The organism is Poriferisphaera corsica (assembly GCF_007747445.1).
In the GTDB taxonomy this organism is placed as follows: domain Bacteria; phylum Planctomycetota; class Phycisphaerae; order Phycisphaerales; family Phycisphaeraceae; genus Poriferisphaera; species Poriferisphaera corsica.
This window is the reverse complement of sequence record NZ_CP036425.1, coordinates 683,322-701,598: the sequence shown is the minus strand read 5'-3', so window position 1 is coordinate 701,598 and position 18,277 is coordinate 683,322. Positions and strand designations below refer to the sequence as shown.

Genomic DNA, 18,277 nt, shown 5'->3' with positions numbered 1-18,277 from the left:
GAATATCGTTATTTAACTCACATCACACCTACGCATCACGCTCCCACGCAACACGCTTCCCATCACCCCACATCAACTCAAGATCATAATGAGCCCGTGTCGCAGGCTCAAACAAATGCACCATCACCGAACTAAAATCCAATACCAACCATGTAATCGAAGGATCACGCTCACTACCCAAACGCGTCATCCCATATTTCTTCTTCGCAAGTTGCTCAATGTCATCACCCACCGAACGCATCTGCCTGTCCGATGTGCCAGACGCCAAAACCACATAATCCGTCAGTTGACTCACACCACAAACATCCAACACCACCACATCTTCGCAGTGTGTATCTTTCAGCATACGTGCAGACTCAATGACAAATTTCTTCACGTCTTCTGATTCTGATTTTTCCACGTTATCTTTCACCCCTTCAGGCGATCCAACAGCTTTATCTGACATATTTCTATCTGTTTTCTTTTCGCAAGCCCTATCCACTAGACTTACTGGTTATCCAAACGTATTTAAGTAACAACACATGCGAAAATCTATTTTAGCGATATATTTTTAATTACACACTTTGTTAAATCAGCTCTTAACAATCCCCAAACCTCTCAGAATAACTCAGTCCCGCAGCTCTATAAACTCTTACATAAACTGCAAACAAGCTAACCTATCTGAGATACATCGACAAAGTGTAATCCGTTCTCAATTAATTCTCAAGATAATAACCAAAACACCCACCTTAAATCACGAATCGTACAAAGAATATACGCTTTTAATAATAAGAACAATAGTGCTTTTCATCCCCGTCATCTGCTCCCTATTACGATCCTTTTTATACTATACGCGATTCACTTCACGATCTTCAGTAATACACGATGACTGAATTCAAAACGTGAAAAACGAATATAAAAAAGCTCGGAAGCCAAAACTTCCGAGCTTTGATTTTTTCATCTTACCAGATGATGCTCAATTAGCCGAGGTGCAGCCATTCAGCAACCAATGGTGAGAACTTCACGACAAGACCAGCAAACACGACAGACACGATGCTGACGAGCTTGATGAGAATGTTCAGTGAAGGACCAGAGGTGTCCTTGAATGGGTCACCAACTGTGTCACCAACGACAGTTGCTTTGTGGTTGTCAGAACCCTTGCCGCCATGTGCACCGGTTTCGATGTACTTCTTAGCATTGTCCCATGCACCACCAGCGTTAGCCATGAAGATCGCCATGCCGAAGCCGCAAACCAATGTACCTGCAAGCAAACCCATTGTGCCAGGAACACCGAGGATCAGGCCGACAGCGATCGGAAGCAAAACTGCCATCACTGAAGGGATAACCATTTCCTTGAGTGCACTACCTGTGGAGATATTCACACAGCTAGCGTAGTCAGGATAATCATGGCCATCAGCCTTCACTTCGAAAGGCCACTTCATTGGATCAGCGATATCTTCATCGCTCATACCGTCCTTCTTGAACTGGCTCTTCATGATCACGAACTGACGGCGGCACTCACGCATCATCGCGTAAGCAGCACGACCAACAGCATTCATCGTCATCGCACAGAAGACCATCACCATCATCACACCGATGAACAGACCACACAATACGCGTGGGTTCATCAATGTCACGTTGTAGAAGTTAAGCAGCTCTGGAAGTGATGCTTCTTTAACCTTAACAATTTCAAAGCTTTTGCCAGCAACATGACCCTTAACTACTTCAGCGTTCACGTCGTAAGCAACAGCTTCACCACTTTCAATCGCATTCACGATCTGCTTGTTATTACCACTGACAAGAATACCGCCGAAGACATCTTCGCCGTTCTTGATGGTAAAGGTGCCGCCGCTACCTGCATAAGCAATTTCTTCTTGAACAGTCAGGTTGCCCTCAACAATCTGGTTGTCCAGATTCGTTTGAACGGTGGTGACGTATGCAGCAAGCAAAGCCATCGCGGTCAAAGCAGCAGAACCGATTGCAAAACCCTTACCGGTCGCAGCAGTCGTGTTACCCAATGAATCAAGCATGTCAGTACGTTCGCGGACGTGTGGAGGCTGATGAGTCATCTCAGCGTTGCCACCAGCGTTGTCAGCGATCGGGCCGTATGCGTCAGTTGCGAGCGTGATACCCAAAGTTGAAAGCATACCAACAGCAGCGATGCCGATGCCAAACACACCCATCAGGAAGTGTTCGCTACCACCCGCAAAAGTAAATGCACACATGATGGCAACAACAACCGTGATCAGTGGGATCCAAGTTGAAATCATGCCTTCAGCGATACCCGCAATAATAACGGTCGCAGCACCAGTTTCTGATTGTTCGCAAATACGCTTTGTCGGTGCATGCTCGTATGAAGTGTAGTACTCAGTACCCCAAGCGATCACAAGACCAGCCACCAGACCGGAAACGATCGAACCAAAGATACCCAGTGAGCTGATACCCACAGCCGAGAATGCTTCCCCGCCGATCAGTGTTTTCAGCAAGAAGAATGAACCAAGAATGATCAAACCTGAGCTTACCCACACACCAAAGTGCAATGACTTGAGTAGCTGATTAAAGCTTGCATTGTCTTTCGCCTTCACCATAAAGATGGAGAAGATCGAAGTGATGATGCCAAGACCCGCCAGCGCTGCAGGAGCAATGACAAGCTTGATCGCATCAGTTGATTCCAAGCCAAGGCTGTAAGCAGCCGCAGCAGCCAACGCCATCGCAGCAAGAATCGAACCGTAGTAGGACTCGTAAAGGTCAGCACCCATACCTGCTACGTCACCAACGTTGTCACCAACGTTGTCCGCGATCGTTGCTGGGTTACGTGCGTCGTCTTCCGGGATACCTGCTTCAACCTTACCAACAAGGTCAGCACCAACGTCAGCAGCCTTGGTGTAGATACCACCGCCAACGCGAGCGAACAATGCTTGCAGTGATGCACCCATTGCGAAGCTTAATGTGATTGTTGTGATTTCAGTCAGCGTTTCAGTTGCCATGCCGAAGATCTTCGTCAGAACAACAAACCAGATTGAAATGTCAAGCAGCGCGAAGCCGGTCACACACATGCCCATCACAGCACCTGCACGGAAAGCAACTTTCAAACCGTCATTAAGACTGTTCTTAGCTGCACATGCAGTACGAGCAGATGCGTTGGTCGCTGTCTTCATGCCCAAGTAACCACAAAGGCCACTGAACAGTGAAGCGATCGCAACACCAGCCCAAGTCAGTTCCGACTGAAGACCTGCCAAGCCCATGACCACCAGGATCACAACCAAGACTGCAACAACAGCATAAACAACTTTAGCTTGACGCTTCAGATAGGCATAAGCACCATCACGCACCGCCTGAGCGATACGGACCATGTTTTCATCGCCTTCATCTTGAGCCATGAAGCCCTTGTAGAAGAAGAATGCCATGATCAAAGCCAAAACAGCACCTGCCGGCGCCAAATAGTACGGCATCGGAAGGGCTGCACTGCCATCCTGAGCCATCGCCTGCCCGCTAAGCGCTGCGGTTATCGCTGCACCAAGCATTAATTGGGGGAGTTTCACCCTCATCTCAAGCGTCTCCATTAAAATGCATGTCAGCTCGCTTGTGATCCTCTCTCACAACGATCACAACAAAACAAGCCCATGCCTAAACGTGACCAGCGCGGCTCAACAGCACTCCTGTCGCCCGCGCTAACCGGATTAGTCCATTTATCAATCCCAAATGCCCATAACCAATCGCCCAGCTTCGCCAGACCATCAGCCTCTACAGACATTCGAAAAGACCTGCGTACACCAACCGCCCCCTTCAGGTCGTTCAGCACAACACAGGTCTTCAACCATTTATCAATATTGTCCACACAGCGATGAACTCGCCGTGTCAGGCGGGACAGGAGGGAACCACTGAATGAGTCATCCCGCCTCGTACCACACAAGCGCTCAATGCTTAGCGACGACCGCCGCGTGGTGCAGGCTGCACTCGCTTCTGGTTCTTGCGCATCGCACGCTGTTTGCGCTCGCTTGGCTTCTCGAAGTATGCTCGCTTCTTGATGTCTTTGGTCAGACCTTCTTTTTCGCACAGCTTTTTGAAACGACGAAGCATTTGTTCTGCGGTCTCGCCGCTGCGTGCTTTGATACGAATCGCCATTGAATATCTTCCTTTTCGGTATTTCTAGCTCGTGATACGAGCCTTCTATTCTGACACATACAACCATCCTCTGCAAACCTGCAGAATCGTGGCTCCCACCTCGCCCTCCCCTGATTGTTATGTCTGCTTCTGACATATTCCCCTAAGTACCTCTAAATCAATATTTTACAAGTACCTACAAACAACACATTCAATCCCCCCTATCCCATCTCCCCAAACTTTCACACCCCCATCAGCCTCCCGCCCTGCATATCCGATCCTCTCACCCCTAACCTTCCACATCCTTTCCCCAGCCAGTCTAGCCGCCTGCGTCTGTACGATCACCCCGACAAGCGTCTGTTTTTCCCGAACTGCAGCCGTACATATCGCCACGAACAGGCTCATTTTTCATATCAAGAATCATCCCCACCCCCGGAATTGGGAGCACTTCCACACCCTTCATCCACAGCCACCCCAATCCACCACCATCTCTGCCGCGCGAGCCATCACTTCAAGACAACCGTGACAGCACACCAATTTTATACCCATCTCTCTTTTGATACCAATCCGCCGCCCGCCTCTTGTCTCTCAGCTACTCAGGATCGCCCATATTTTTGTTCAAGCCCACTCAATCGCCCCTAAAACATAGCTACGACACATCAATACCATACTCAAACACCATTCGACACCCGCACTTTTCCCCATTCCCTCACAATTCGCACCCAAATCTCATCGATTCGCAACTTTTCAATGACCACCCACCAGACACACCCTCACCCCCCTTATCGGCCACGCACCTCTCCCAACCCACATCCAGAATTCCCCTTGCCCTACCCCACAACTCACTCCCAATCCACCTCCACCATCACTGGCTCACTCACCGCCCAGCCAACCCACGCATCGCCCCGATATGCCTCCCCAAGCCGATTCGGCATATCCACACCAACGCCACAATACTCATGAGCAAGCAACGCATATACACCAAACCGGCCCGGCCGCCTCATCACCACTCCGCTCATACTCTGCCTATCATTCCCACCCAACAACTTCACAACACGATTCTCTCCAGCCACACGATAAGCCAACTCACTCAACTGAAAAACTATCCGCTCTCGTACCGAATCCCCCACCTCCAATCGCTTCACACCATAATCCCCAATGATCAATCCCAAGCTCCCCTCTAAAAGCTGCCCCCCATCCTCACTCACCATGAACAGTCGCATCACAGTCCGATCCAATCGCTCCTCAATACTCAACACTTCATCCCCCACATTCTTCGCCTCAACCTCAACAACGAGTTGTTGCTTCACCTGATCCCATTCACACCGCAAATCAACATCAATCGATGCGTCATCATGCCCCCAAATCAAATCCCTTAGCTCACGGTACTCATCCGCAGCCTTTAACAATTGGTTTTGATACCCCTCATCCGTTTCCTTCTTCTCCAGGCAAGACTTCATCTCTTCAGCCCCCAACGATCCACCCATTAACATCGTCATCCGCGTTGCGATCGGATATTCAGCATCATAAATCCGCTTCGCCAACAGATCCTTAAAGCGTTCACCCCCCATTTTCAGCAGCAGCCCCTCCATGTCATAGCACATAAAATCCGCCTGCCATGGCATCTCTTCTTTTCTATCCAAAACAAACCGTAATATCGCCGTCAATTGCTCGTCAACACCTCGCTCCAACATCGCCTCACCACTCATCTCCCCCAATAAATCCAGCTTCAAATCAAGTTCATCATAAGGCCCAAACGATATTGTGCTCCCCGGCATCCTCTGATGAGCTCGCCTCATCCCAGCACGATACTCATCGTACCCCTTCACCCAAGCAATAAACCGCGCCGACATCGTGTCAACATCAACCCCCTGCTCTACGCGCAACGTCTTCTTGATCAATTCCGCAATCGACCGGCTTCCAAGCACAAACGTATAAGCATCCTGAATCTTGTCAGCATCCATTTTACCCACCTGATATGCCCAATCCACCTTCGACCGGGCCTGAATTTCCAGATCATTCAGCACCCTAATCAACTCATCAATCTCATCCAACCCGCCCATCTGCTTCAACTTTGCCACCGGAAATTCATGCACCTGCCAAAGAATACCTTTCAGATCTTCAAGCCACGCATATTCCTCATAGCCAATCAACATCTTCAACCGCTCAACACCCACAGCAGAACCAACCTCACCCGCCTGCATCTTTTCGCGATACTGCTCAATCTCATCATCAAACGAACCCTCATGTGTTCGTTGCCAAATCAGCTTCTGCTCTAGGTAATAAAAATAGGATGACGCATCGGTATCAATCCAATCCGCCAACTCCCTAAAACTCATCTCCGAAACATTCAATCGGCCTTTTTGCTTTTCATTCTCCGAAACAACCTGACTACACACACCAAAAAAAATAAATAAACCCAAGCAGAATATTTTTGCAAATCGATGCATCATCATCTCCCGGAAACTGAAACATTGAATCTTCATCATTCACGACATGCGCGTTAGCCCATGACAATTGATTAAATCTACTAAGACCTGAAAAGCACCAGCGTACACAAATTGTTTAATTCTTAGACGTGTGAATAGGTTTTTTGTTTCAAAACTTAACCATTTCTCATAATTACCTGCCAAAGTTGATCTGTTCTTCGCCCAAACCCATCAAAACGCACAATTCTCGCAAAACTGAGAATCCATTGATCCGTCTCTGCAAGCTGACTTCAATCAACGATTTACAAACGTCATGCGCGCTTTGAGGAAATTCTGTGCGCGCAGTAAAAATGCGCGTTTGCGCGCGCGGACCCTTCGCGTTTTTGCGCACAAATGCGCATACTAAAACAGCCCACGTCCATCACCACGGGCTGAACCTATCTATCAATTAGACTTGGCAATTCATTTAATAACTGTGCTCATCAAGCACGACTTTGCCTCTGAATGTCCAGTACACAATCGCGGTATACAACAGCACAATCGGCATGCCGATCACGGCAATCACCGTCATAATCGTCAACGTCAGCGGTGTCGATGAAGCATTATAAATATTCAGGCTGTTCATCTTTTCATCCACACTACTCGTCACAAGATTCGGATACAGAGCGGTACTGAACAAGAACACAAACGCGGCAATCGTACAACAACTACTAATAAACGCATAGAGTGGCCTGCCCTGAGACATTGCTCTTGGGATATTAGCCACGGCAAGTATGTTCAGGATGACAACAATCCAAAGCCAAGGATAGTTCGTGAAGTTCTCAATCGCGCGAGGGACTGAGACTAATGTAAAGATAGATACGACAAGGTACATCGCAAGGAAAAAGAAGAATGCTCGCCAAAAATTTCGACGGGCGTGCTTCTGCAATTCACCTTCAGTCTTCAGATAAAGATAAATCGATCCATGCATTGCAAAGACCGCGACCGCTAAAACGCCGACACATAAAGCGTATGGATGCAGCAGATGAAAGATGTTGCCGGTGAAGATAAATCGTTCATTGAGGGGGATGCCGATCATGGAGATACCGACCGCGACACCGAAGAGGAAGGTGGCGAGTGCGGATGAAGCAGAGAAGCAAAAGTCCCAGAAATGTCGCCACAATGAAAGCTTTTGTTTACTGCGAAACTCGATGGAAACAGCCCTGAAAATCAGAGCAAAAAGCAACAACATGAAGGGTATGTAAAAAGCTTCAAAGATCGTGGCATACGTTTCGGGAAACGCTGCGAACAAAGCTCCGCCAAAGGTGACGAGCCAGACTTCGTTTCCGTCCCACAGAGGGCCGATAGAGTTCAGCTGCAACCGGCGATCGGTATCGTCCTTAACGGTGAGGTGAAGGATGCCGACCCCAAGATCGAAGCCGTCGAGGATGGCGTAGCCGGTCATGAGGACGCCGATGAGCAGGAACCAGAGCAGGTTAAGGTCCATATCGTTTTCCAGTCAAATGTTCGCTGTTATGAAAAAAGTGATTGGGACTAGTGTTTAAGCTAGATAAAGCGCAAGCGATCATTGCATGCGCATCTAACCATCGATTAGGACGATGAATCTTTCTTGTTGTTATCTTCATCTTCGTTTCCCTCTTCATCTTGATCGCCTTCCCGCATGGAGGTCATGGAGTCATGAGCATGCTCGCCAGCGGTTCGCAGGAAACCTTCGGGGGCTGTTGCGGCTTCTGAAGCGGGAGCTGGGCCTTTACGAATCTTCTCATTGAGGACGAAAATCCAGACAAAGAAGAGCAGAGTATAGATGAGGCCGAACATGACGATGGAGAAAAGCACTTCACCTTGAACGACAGCTTGGGAGTGGCCGTCCCGTGTTCGCAGGCCAGCCGGTTTAAGATTGACGCTACCTGACTCGGTCGGCCATTCAGCCTGCTGGAACTGGATGATGCCGTCTGCATCACGCAATGGTTCGCCAGCTTCGGTGCGTTGCATCGGCGGATAGACAATCCAGGGTTGACGGCCGACCTCGGCGGAAACCCAGCCGAGTTCATTCGCGGTGATGGCTGCAAGTATGGATACAACAAAAAGATACATGAGCCAGCGCTGCTGGAAGAGAGTCCGTCGCCACCAAAAGAAGAAGGCGATGATGATGAGTCCGAGGAGGGCGAAGCCGAGTCCGACCATAATGTGGAATGAGGTGAAGGGGATGAAGACTGGGGGATGGTTTTCGGGTTTGAACTGGTCGAGGCCGATGACGGGGGTTTTGGGTGGGAACTCGCGGTAGACGAGGATAGAGAGTGCGCCGGGGATTTCGATGGAGTAATCGACTTCGCCGGTTTCGGAATTGGGGATGCCGAAAAGGTGGATGGGGGTGGGGCCGTCGCCGGTTTTGTAGATGCCTTCCATCGCGGCGAGCTTGGCGGGCTGTTGTTGGGCAACCATACGGGCGTTTGAGTCGCCGGTGAGGACGGAGCCGAGGATGCCGAGAAGGGAGAAAATGAGGGCGACTTTGAAGCATCGCTGGGCGAATTCGAGGTGTTTGTTGCGGAGGATGTACCAGGAGCAGATGGAGAGGACGAAGAAGCCGCCGGTGACGGCGCAGCCGGCCCAGACGTGGGTGATGCGGTCGATGGATGAGGGGTTAAAGACAACTTGCCAGAAGTTTTGCATCTGGGCCCGCATCTGGGGGATACCGTCGATGAACCAGGGTTCGCCGGTGGCGGGGTTGGTCATTTGCTGGATGAGTGAGCCGTTGGGTGTTTGCTGCCAGGAGTTGGCGACAACGATCCAGACGGAAGAGAAGACGGAGCCGATGAAGACCATCCAAGCGGCGAAGTAGTAGAATTTTTTGCCGACGCGGTCGCGGCCGAAGACGAGGACGGCGAGGAAGCCGGATTCGAGGAAGAAGGCGAAGATGCCCTCGGCGGCGAGTGCTGAGCCGAAAACATCGCCGACAAACCGGGAGTAGTTGGCCCAGTTGGTGCCGAACTCGAATTCCATGACGATGCCGGTGGCGACGCCGACAGCGAATGTAACGGCGAAGAGCTTGATCCAGAAGACGTTGGCTGACTTCCAGAGCTGATCACGGGTTTTGAGATAGAGCGTTTCGTAGATAACGATCAGTGCCCCGAGCCCGATGGTGAGCGGGGGAAAGAGGTAATGGAACATGATGGTCAGCGCGAACTGAAGACGAGAAAGGAATACGACATCAAAGTCCATAGATACAGCTCCTGCATGCGTTGCTGAACTTTGTGTAACCATTAGACAACACAATCTAATCGATTGTTAGTTCTAATGATACAGCGTTTGGCAACGCTAGTTGTCAGTACCGATATTTGTATTGCAGTGGTTGATTAGACGATACAACTAGGCTGTAAACAACCCTAGCAATACAAGCGAAACGATGCAAATCTATGACAAGATTTTGCATCACGGTGCAAAACAACACATACGTTTTGATTCGCATTACATCGTGCGCATCTCGTTTAACTGCAGAACAAAACGAAAAAAAATACTTGATAACGAGATAGAAAAGACGAACGGTATTCGACGATTCTAAACACACAAACACAATTCACGGCGGTGAATCAACGACAGACTGGACCCCATTGGAATTAGATATCGGTCGCTGGTGGCGAGAAAGTATAGAAATGCATCACAAGAGATTTGGGTGTGATAATACAAGCTAGAAGAGCTATGGCCAGATAATAACTTCACGCTGTAGCTGGATACCGACTTTTTCAAGAACTGCTTTTTGCACATGATCGATCACAGCAGCGACGTCATCGGCATTAGGGTTATCACGGTCAACGGCGATGAAGTTGGCGTGGACGGTGGAAACTTCGGCAGTGCCGATACGGAAACCTTTTAGGTTGGATTCGTCGATAAGCTGGCCGGCTGGCTTATAGGTTGCACACTGTGCACCTTCCGGGGGCTGGGGGGGATTTTTAAAGGTGCAGCCGGCGGAGCGGTCGGCCATGGGCTGGGCGTTCTTCTTGTAGTCGAAGATCTCTTTGACCTTAGCGCGGAGGGCGGAAGGGTCGGCAGACGTGAGGAGGAAGTCGGCTTCGAGAATGAAGGGGTCGGTGATGTTGGTTGAGCGATATTTAAATTGGAGGTCGTCTTTGGCGATGTCTTGAATTTGGCCGGCGGCGGACATGGTGCGAACACGGGTGATGTGAGTGCCGATTTCGCCGAAGGTTCCGCCGGCGTTCATGCAGATGGCGCCGCCGATGGAAGCGGGGATGCCTGCAAGCGGTTCGAGACCGGCAAGGCCCAGTTTGGCGGTCTCGTGAATGAGCTTCATGAGGTCGTAGCCAGCTTTCACCGTGAGGACGTTGTTGTTGACGGTGTATGTTTTCCAGGGAGGGGAGTCTAAGGAGATGACGATGCCTTGGACACCTTGATTGAGAACGAGGAGGTTGGCGCCGGAGCCGAGGATGTAGATGGGGATGTTATGGTTGCCCGCGAGGCTAATCAGTGAATAGAGTTCGGATTCGGAGGCGGGGTAGCAGAGAGCGGATGCGCGGCCGCCGGTTTTGTACCAGGTCATCTCGCCGATGGGGGCATCGTAGAGGGTGCGGATACCGGTGGGAGCGAGGAGAGGTTTTAGTTGGGGGATGAGGGTGGATGGCATGGGAATAGTTTAAGGGGTCTGGGGCCGAGGGTCTAGGGAAGTGGGGGTGGATGGATTGCGGAATCATCATAAAAAAATGGCATATACGACATCACCAGCTTTGAACGATATATCCAAGACGAATGAGTATGAATGCGATAATCAGAGCCAAACTGCCCATGCTGATTGCGGGCAAATCGACGGGGATGAGCAATCTTTTTGACAGCATGCGCCAATTTTCATTTCGTGCCGCGATTAACGCATTAACAAGCAATATCGAACCTATACAAAGCAAAAATATGCTTAATAAAATGATGATGAATCCGGCTTGCTTCATGCAGGCAGTTTAATGCAATCAATACAGCAGTACTAGATAATGGTGTTGATTTTGAGAAGGGCGTTTTTAGATTGAGGTTTTAGGCTTCCGGCGAGCGTGGTTCGCCGGCTTTTAGAGTAACTTAAGATGCTAATGCTCTTATGATATTCATGATAACGATCCCGATGAAAAAGAGAACGCCACCGATACTCATTGTGTGGGAATTGGAGGGGATGTTTTTGCTGTTAGCCCATTTACGGAGTGAGTGTTGTGAAATCGAAAGCCCCCCGAAGCATGCGAAAGCAAAACCGGATGTGGCAAGGATGATGCCAAATGAGTAGATGAGCAAAGTAATGTAGCTCATCCACAAATTATAGTTTTTTTACAAGTCTGTTGAAGAGTTGGTTATGTGACATGAAGCGAGAGGGCGCACGGAGCGTGGCTCCGCGTCTAATGGGGGCGGTACTGTTAGCCTAACCGATGATTAGTCGATGGCTTTGGTGATCCAGCCGCCGCCGAGGACGAGGTCGTTTGAGTAGCAAACGACGGCCTGGCCGGGTGTGATGGCTTCCTGGGGATCGTGGAATTTCACTTCGAGGATTTGGTTGCCGTCTTGTTCGATGAGTTTGCACTGAGCGGGCTTGGGCGGGGAGTTATAGCGAATCTTGGCTTCGCAAGTGATCCAGCCGTTTTCGTCGGTGAGGGAGGCGGCGTCTTCGGAGGAAGATAGCCAATTGACCTGGTCGGCTTGGAGGGCTTGGGCGAGGAGGTCGGGTTTTTGGCCGACGGTGATGGTGTTGCCTTGCGGGTCACGGTGAGTGACGTAGATGGGATAACCGAGAGCGACGCCGAGGCCGCGGCGCTGGCCGATGGTGAAGTGTTGATGGCCTTCGTGTGTGCCGACGATATTGCCTTGAGTGTCGACGATGTTGCCTTCACTGAATTGTTCTGGGGTGCGTCGCTTGACGAGATTGGCGTATTCGTTGTCGGGGACGAAGCAGATTTCCTGGGAATCGGGCTTGTTGAAGACGGGGAGGTTGTAGTCGTCGGCGATTTGGCGGACGGCTGGCTTTTCGAGTTCGCCGATGGGCAGGAGCATTTGGGAGAGTTGCTCGCGGCCTGAGCCGAAGAGGACGTAGGACTGGTCTTTGTTGTGGTCGAGGCCTCGGAGGAGTTTGGGATAGGGTGAAGATGTAGTGGGGGGGGATATGCGGGCGTAGTGACCGGAGGCGATATAGTGGGCATCGATGGATTTGGCGTAGGCGTGGAGCTTGCCGAACTTGAGCCAATCGTTGCAGCGGACGCAGGGGTTGGGGGTGCGGCCGGCGTTGTATTCGGAGACGAAGTAATCGATGACGCGGCCAAAGTCTTGCTTGAAGTTGAGGACGTAGAAGGGGATATCGAGCATCGCGGCTACGAGGCGGGCGTCTGAGGCGTCATTGAGGGAACAGCAACCTTGATGACCTAATTTAATTTTTTTTGGGTCACAAGACGCGTCAGTCAAGTTATCATAGCCGTCGGCGGCTTCGGCGGAGTCGTCAGAGCCGAGGCGCATGAAGCAGCCGACAACGTCGTAGCCTTCGGATTTGAGAAGCGCTGCGACCACGGAGGAGTCGACGCCGCCAGACATGGCAACGAGGACCTTTTTATTGCTATTTGAGGTTTTATTTCCCATATATGGATAATCCCCGCATGATTTTAGCATCACATGGAGCAGGGGAGCGAATATATTGGTTTGCGATGATGGGAGCAAATGGGACGGGTTGATGAAAAAGGGGGATCTAAGAGTTTTTTGTAAATTAAAGGGATTTGAGGCGTCTGAGAACGTCTTTACCACAGAGATAAGGAATATGCTTGGTTTACACGAGCGTATTTAAATGAACAAGGAGTCATGTAATGCTCAAGCGGATGTATCCGAAATCGACGGCAGCACTTGTAGGTGCAGCCATGATGATGTGCACAAGTATGGTTGCACAAGCTGATTTGAACGAAGTGCTGGAAAAAGTTCCAGCGGATAGTGACATGTTTGTGGCGGTATCGAATCTTGCGGAAATGAACGCGAAGATTGCAAAGATGGCGGAGCAGACAGGGTTGGCGGATCTGTCACCAGAGATGCTGGACGTGTTAGGCCAATTCAAGATGGCAGCGGGTCTGGAAGCAGGCGTGAACGATAATGGCTCGATGCTGTTCGTGATCAATCTGCCAACAGAAGATAACAAAGATGGCGATCGTGCTTATTGGCTGTTGCCTGTGAACGATTACGATGCGTTTGTGACGAGCATGGGCGGGAACGCAAATGCTGCGATCACGCAGATCACGCTGATGGATGAAAATGATACGTATGTAAAGCAGATCGATGGCTATGCAGTGATGAGCTCGAATCGTGAGTTGGTTGAGGCTTACAAGCCGGGCAACATGGCGACGAAGATCAAGGCTCGTATCGGCAAGGCCGGCCAGAAGTATGTGGATAGCGCGGATGTGATGTTCTTCATTGATGCACCACGTATGGCTGAAGAATTCGGGCCTATGCTGATCGCTGAGATTCAACAAGAGTTGAATCGGTCGATGGAGCGCAGTGCACCAGCAGAGCAGATCCAACAGATGCAGGCGGGACAGTTGATGCTGACATCAATGTTGCGTGTTGCGGAAGAGGATCTTGATGGCCTGGCAGTGCTTGCTGAGATTAAGGACGACGGGATTAGCTTTGCTCAGCCAACTGGGTTTAAGGCTGGGTCGGAAGCTTCGAAGATTTTATTGGGTGGCAAGAGTAATGCAGCGAGTCTGCTTGGGAAAGTGCCGGCAAATCCGTATCTGTTTGCGGCTTCGGTCGACCTGACAACGATGGATTATTTGAAGCTGTCTGATTTGATGATTGAAACGGTTGGCCAAGCGAATCCAATGGTAGCGCAGATGTATGAAGGTACGGATGCGATCATTGAGCAGGTTGAAGGACAATCGGTTGCGATGTACGTGCCGGACCAGATGGCATTGGTTGCGGGCAACTTTCTGAATCAGGTCACGGTCTATAAGGCGAAAGATGCGGATAAGCTGATCGCTGCAACGAAAGCGTACATGAGCAAGTTGAATGGTGCTGAGTTCAATATCATGCCGGGCACAGAGGGTGATCTGAACGCACCGAAGATGAGCTTTGAAACCGAATGGAACGACAAAGCTTTGGAGCTTGGCGATGTGGATGTGGCGCAGTATGCGTTCACGATGCAGATGCCGCCTGAGATGCTGCAGGGGAACCCGATGGCGATGATGATGGGCTCTGGCTACAGCGGGTATATGGCTGCGAAGGGCGATTACGTTGTCCAGACCACGACGCTGGATCAGGCACTCCTGAGTAAGGTGCTTGAAAATCTGGACAAAAACAACGGGCTTGGCTCGGAGTCGGCAATCGTCAATGCACGCAAGGCATATATCCCTGCGAACTCAACGCTGGAAGGCTATGTGAATTTAGGCGGAATCGCTGATATGGCGAACATGTTTATTCCGATGATGGGGATGCCTCCAGTTCAGGTCCCTGAAGCGCTCACGCCGATCACAATTGGTGTTGTGGTAGATGAAAATTCATCGGTTTCAGTATCACACCTGCCTGCGGACAATGTGAAGTTTATTGTAGATGCTGCGAAGAGTGTGATGATGATGCAGCAGCAGATGATGCCGGGTATGCAAGGGCCTATGGGTGAACCTGGCCAAGCACCACCTGCTCCGTTTTATTGATCCATTGCAGATTTAACTAAATAAAGTATTAATCGGGATGCGTGAAAACGTGTCCCGATTTTTATTTGAAGGCACGGGAGGAAGTAACGGCTACTTTTAGAATATTAGCGGTGTGAATTAATGGGGATTTTTGTGTTCTTGGAAATCACAAGCTGGTAAGATGACGGTCCCATTGGGTATGTGAGTCTAGATCTTTCTTTCGATTGAATCGAGCGGCTATTAGTTCGCGCTACTTAATGGAGACGTAACATGCGAGGGACATTGAAGGCAGCTGTTGGTGCGACAGCATTGTTGGGTGCGGGGTTTGTGACTGATTCTGTGTTTGGGGAGGTGAAGCTTGACGCTAATTTCGATCATGGATCACTAGATACAGGGCGATCATTTGTATCGTCGGTATCAGGTGATGTGATCCTGACGGGGCGAGATAATTTTTATGGCGGTGGCGATTGGCGATGGTTGTATTTCAAAGCCTCGGGGGTGCAAAGTGATGCGACCAAATTTTGGATCTCAGATGATTTTGCGGGTGGGTCCTCGCGGTTAAACAATCATCAAATGATTTATTCGTACGACCAGCAGAATTGGACGTATTTCGATAACAATGGTCGCGATTTTGAGGGGGGATACCGATTCTCGAATAATCAAGGATTTACGCAGGATGAGGTGTATGTCGCCTATGCGTATCCGTATTCCTATGGCCGATCGGCAGCACATACGGCTTCGTTGATTGGGAATCAGTATGTGTCCTCGACACAGAGCGCAAATTCGAACCTCGTGATCGGGCAATCGCCGGGTGGTGTGGACGACATGGGGCGGGTTGTGACTCCGAAGAATATGTTTGGATACAAGATCACAGATACGTCATCGAATCAGTCAAAGACGAAAATTGCGTTGACGTCTGGGCAGCATGCGAATGAAGTGCTGGGCAATCATACGCTTGAAGCGATGGTAGATATGCTCGTGTCGGAAGATCCGCGGATGCGTGAACTGCGAAAGCATGCTGAGTTTTATGTGTACCCGATGTTGAATCCTGACGGCCGATATGCGGGGAACAACCGTTCGACGATAGAGAATTCGGAACAAGATCCGAATCGGTTATGGCATCCTGATTTATATGACACGCATAAGGACATCAAGACAACGGCTGAGGCAATGATGCGAGACACTGAAGCGGATGTCGATTACTTTATCGACTTCCATTCAACGATTCCGACGAGTGCGCAGACGGATTTTGCATACTTGCCGTATGAAAAGAATAATCAGAACGACCCGTTTTTCTTGAGCTTGTTAGATATGGAGCCGCAACTGATCCCGATTCAATCGACGGGAACAGCATGGCATACAACAAACTTCGCAGAGGCGTATATGGATGCTGAGTTCGATATGACCTTTGAGACAATGTTCTCTTTGGGACATCCACTTGAGTATTACAAAGATTTAGGCGAGAGCTTTGCGTTAGCTTTTGCAGAGACCCTGGTGCCGATACCGGAACCATCTTCGATCTTATTACTCGGATTGAGCGGGTTGATGATCATTCGCAGGCGTTGATTCTGCCGATGGCTCAACTGGCAATTCGTTTGATTGATCAATGACTTCAACTACTTCAGACTCGGCTTCATTTGATGGAGCCGAGTTTTCTGTTTCCGGATGAGTAGCTGGCAAAGCGGGCGATTGGTTGTCTGTTTGCTCTGGCTGTTGTGATTGTGGCTGGGATGGTGGTTGGGATTGCTTTGTTTGAAGAATAAATGCAGTGATCTGCTGGGTGACGTAATCATCCGCTGTACCAATCTCACGATTAACAGATGCATGGGTTTTATCATCTGCATCAAGGATAAAAACTTCACTGCCAGTTTGCTGAAGTGATGCACCGAAAAATTCGGCTTGATCAAGACGATTCGCATCATTACCCGCAACGACAAGAAGAAATGGCGGGTACTCTTTTTCAGCGTAAACATAAGTGATGGGTGATATTTCTTCCCAAGTTGCAGGGTTATCTCCGAATATTTTTTGGTAAAGAATGCCGCCGTCCTGGTCAATCAAGCGAGGTAAATTGAGAACTGCGGTATCGAGTGAGATGACACCTTTGATCGTTTTGGGAGCGATTTGATGTTTTTCAAGCAGGCTGTGATCCGTGCCAACAAGCGAAGCGAGATGGGCGCCAGCCGAATGCCCCATAAGATAGATTTGATTGGGATCACCGCCATATGCTTCGATTGATTCGTAGACCCACGCAACAGCATCAGCTACATCTTGTGCGTTCTTAGGGTACATGCCTTCGGGATGAAGGCGGTAATTGACACTGACAAAAACCCAGCCTTGCTCAAGGTAGTAATTGGCTTTTGCGCCAACAGCACGTTTATCACCTCGCTTCCAACCACCGCCGTGGACGTACATCATGACGGGCTGAAGCTGCGGGCTATTCGTTGAATAGACGTCAAGTGATTGCTTAAGATTGGGTTGTCGATCAGGTGTTGGCAGATGATATGGGATGTCCCAAGCGATGATCCCGCTACGCTGGGCGATATGCTTTTCCATCCGCTCACGCCACTGGGCCCACATCGCAACCTCTTCTTGAGCATGCACGGGCGTCACGAATATGCACGCGATCAGACAAGCCAAGATCCACGGCAACCGATGGGGGGGCGTCGTTTCCATACTTGTTTCGTCAGTTATTTAACTGCTTTAAGATGATTTTTCTTCATCGCTGACCTAAAAATTGATGCCCTCCGCATCTAGGAGACTATCACAGCAAGAGCCGTAAGATCATAACTAAAATAGACTTACAGTACACTTAGCTTCAGATTCGAGTCAACACACAATATTCACTTGACATAAGAAAAGCATTTACTTACATTAATACTCGTAATGTTAGTGCTTACTTATTTTATTGCCTTATCATGCCGACCTGCTGAAGGATGATGCTCATGAGATGGATCAACGCTGCGACAATAACGGGCTTCTGGGCTTTGCTCGATCTAAGCGTACCACGGGCTACAGTGATCGCGCTGCGGATCATTTGATTACTTTTTGCAGCGATAATCAGTGCATGTAAACGGACGAACCACCACATAGCACATCCTTTGGCGGCGGCTACTATTCACCGAATAGATA

General features: G+C 49.7%; 15 protein-coding genes. 3 read left to right on the top strand and 12 right to left on the bottom strand.

The genetic code is table 11. The features are described 5' to 3' along the window. Window positions 1-28 precede the first annotated feature (28 nt). From rsfS to murB, 9 genes are all read right to left on the bottom strand, one after another. Complete coding sequence (rsfS, locus tag KS4_RS02740; protein WP_145074290.1) at window positions 29-445, bottom strand: ribosome silencing factor; 417 nt, start codon at window positions 443-445, stop codon at window positions 29-31. Window positions 446-959: 514 nt separating this feature from the next. Further along, a complete protein-coding gene (locus tag KS4_RS02735; protein WP_449301132.1) occupies window positions 960-3,461 on the bottom strand; it encodes a sodium-translocating pyrophosphatase in 2,502 nt (833 codons plus the stop codon). A gap of 92 nt (window positions 3,462-3,553) precedes the next feature. Continuing rightward, window positions 3,554-3,817: a hypothetical protein gene (locus KS4_RS02730; RefSeq protein ID WP_145074287.1), complete on the bottom strand. Its 264-nt coding sequence runs from the start codon at window positions 3,815-3,817 to the stop codon at window positions 3,554-3,556. 86 nt (window positions 3,818-3,903) lie between these two features. Next, window positions 3,904-4,104 carry a 30S ribosomal protein S21 gene (gene rpsU, locus KS4_RS02725; protein WP_145074284.1) on the bottom strand — a complete coding sequence of 67 codons (201 nt, stop codon included), beginning with the start codon at window positions 4,102-4,104 and terminating at the stop codon, window positions 3,904-3,906. 298 nt (window positions 4,105-4,402) lie between these two features. Next, a complete protein-coding gene (locus tag KS4_RS17995; RefSeq protein WP_261341881.1) occupies window positions 4,403-4,537 on the bottom strand; it encodes a hypothetical protein in 135 nt (44 codons plus the stop codon). Window positions 4,538-4,925: 388 nt separating this feature from the next. Beyond that, window positions 4,926-6,533 carry a hypothetical protein gene (locus KS4_RS02720; RefSeq protein WP_145074281.1) on the bottom strand — a complete coding sequence of 536 codons (1,608 nt, stop codon included), beginning with the start codon at window positions 6,531-6,533 and terminating at the stop codon, window positions 4,926-4,928. 445 nt (window positions 6,534-6,978) lie between these two features. Then, entirely contained in the window at window positions 6,979-7,998 is a 1,020-nt protein-coding gene (gene cydB / locus KS4_RS02715; RefSeq protein ID WP_200761496.1) for a cytochrome d ubiquinol oxidase subunit II, read from the bottom strand. A 104-nt stretch (window positions 7,999-8,102) separates the two neighbouring features. Continuing rightward, entirely contained in the window at window positions 8,103-9,731 is a 1,629-nt protein-coding gene (locus KS4_RS02710; protein ID WP_200761495.1) for a cytochrome ubiquinol oxidase subunit I, read from the bottom strand. 475 nt (window positions 9,732-10,206) lie between these two features. Continuing rightward, window positions 10,207-11,148 (bottom strand): UDP-N-acetylmuramate dehydrogenase, encoded by a 942-nt coding sequence (gene murB / locus KS4_RS02705; RefSeq protein WP_145074272.1) that lies wholly within the window; start codon window positions 11,146-11,148, stop codon window positions 10,207-10,209. Window positions 11,149-11,276: 128 nt separating this feature from the next. Here murB and KS4_RS02700 point away from each other — a divergent pair, with 128 nt between their 5' ends. Beyond that, entirely contained in the window at window positions 11,277-11,477 is a 201-nt protein-coding gene (locus KS4_RS02700) for a hypothetical protein (RefSeq protein ID WP_145074269.1), read from the top strand. Window positions 11,478-11,927: 450 nt separating this feature from the next. On the opposite strand, the gene mnmA is transcribed toward KS4_RS02700, so the two are convergent. Further along, complete coding sequence (gene mnmA, locus KS4_RS02695; RefSeq protein ID WP_145074266.1) at window positions 11,928-13,118, bottom strand: tRNA 2-thiouridine(34) synthase MnmA; 1,191 nt, start codon at window positions 13,116-13,118, stop codon at window positions 11,928-11,930. A gap of 221 nt (window positions 13,119-13,339) precedes the next feature. Between mnmA and KS4_RS02690 the strand changes: the two genes are divergently transcribed. Both KS4_RS02690 and KS4_RS02685 read left to right on the top strand, forming a co-directional pair. Then, window positions 13,340-15,169, top strand: coding sequence for a hypothetical protein (locus KS4_RS02690; protein WP_145074264.1), 1,830 nt, complete (start codon window positions 13,340-13,342; stop codon window positions 15,167-15,169). A 249-nt stretch (window positions 15,170-15,418) separates the two neighbouring features. Then, complete coding sequence (locus tag KS4_RS02685) at window positions 15,419-16,714, top strand: M14 family zinc carboxypeptidase (RefSeq protein WP_145081371.1); 1,296 nt, start codon at window positions 15,419-15,421, stop codon at window positions 16,712-16,714. Here the strand turns inward: KS4_RS02685 and KS4_RS02680 are convergent. Together KS4_RS02680 and KS4_RS02675 are read right to left on the bottom strand one after the other, a co-directional pair. Then, complete coding sequence (locus KS4_RS02680) at window positions 16,673-17,821, bottom strand: alpha/beta hydrolase (RefSeq protein WP_145074261.1); 1,149 nt, start codon at window positions 17,819-17,821, stop codon at window positions 16,673-16,675. The genes KS4_RS02685 and KS4_RS02680 overlap by 42 nt on opposite strands. 229 nt (window positions 17,822-18,050) lie before the next feature. Next, window positions 18,051-18,236, bottom strand: a complete 186-nt coding sequence (locus KS4_RS02675) for a hypothetical protein (RefSeq protein WP_145074259.1) — start codon at window positions 18,234-18,236, stop codon at window positions 18,051-18,053. Window positions 18,237-18,277: the final 41 nt, after the last annotated feature.

Excerpts from the sequence above, each read along its gene's own strand:
- KS4_RS02710 (WP_200761495.1), bottom strand. The coding sequence starts at position 9,731 with ATGGACTTTGATGTCGTATTCCTTTCTCGTCTTCAGTTCGCGCTGACC.
- KS4_RS02680 (WP_145074261.1), bottom strand. The coding sequence starts at position 17,821 with ATGGAAACGACGCCCCCCCATCGGTTGCCGTGGATCTTGGCTTGTCTG.
- rsfS (WP_145074290.1), bottom strand. The coding sequence starts at position 445 with ATGTCAGATAAAGCTGTTGGATCGCCTGAAGGGGTGAAAGATAACGTG.
- KS4_RS02735 (WP_449301132.1), bottom strand. The coding sequence starts at position 3,461 with ATGGCTCAGGATGGCAGTGCAGCCCTTCCGATGCCGTACTATTTGGCG.
- rpsU (WP_145074284.1), bottom strand. The coding sequence starts at position 4,104 with ATGGCGATTCGTATCAAAGCACGCAGCGGCGAGACCGCAGAACAAATG.
- KS4_RS02700 (WP_145074269.1), top strand. The coding sequence starts at position 11,277 with ATGAATGCGATAATCAGAGCCAAACTGCCCATGCTGATTGCGGGCAAA.
- KS4_RS02685 (WP_145081371.1), top strand. The coding sequence starts at position 15,419 with ATGCGAGGGACATTGAAGGCAGCTGTTGGTGCGACAGCATTGTTGGGT.
- KS4_RS02720 (WP_145074281.1), bottom strand. The coding sequence starts at position 6,533 with ATGCATCGATTTGCAAAAATATTCTGCTTGGGTTTATTTATTTTTTTT.
- KS4_RS02690 (WP_145074264.1), top strand. The coding sequence starts at position 13,340 with ATGCTCAAGCGGATGTATCCGAAATCGACGGCAGCACTTGTAGGTGCA.
- mnmA (WP_145074266.1), bottom strand. The coding sequence starts at position 13,118 with ATGGGAAATAAAACCTCAAATAGCAATAAAAAGGTCCTCGTTGCCATG.
- KS4_RS02675 (WP_145074259.1), bottom strand. The coding sequence starts at position 18,236 with ATGTGGTGGTTCGTCCGTTTACATGCACTGATTATCGCTGCAAAAAGT.
- cydB (WP_200761496.1), bottom strand. The coding sequence starts at position 7,998 with ATGGACCTTAACCTGCTCTGGTTCCTGCTCATCGGCGTCCTCATGACC.
- murB (WP_145074272.1), bottom strand. The coding sequence starts at position 11,148 with ATGCCATCCACCCTCATCCCCCAACTAAAACCTCTCCTCGCTCCCACC.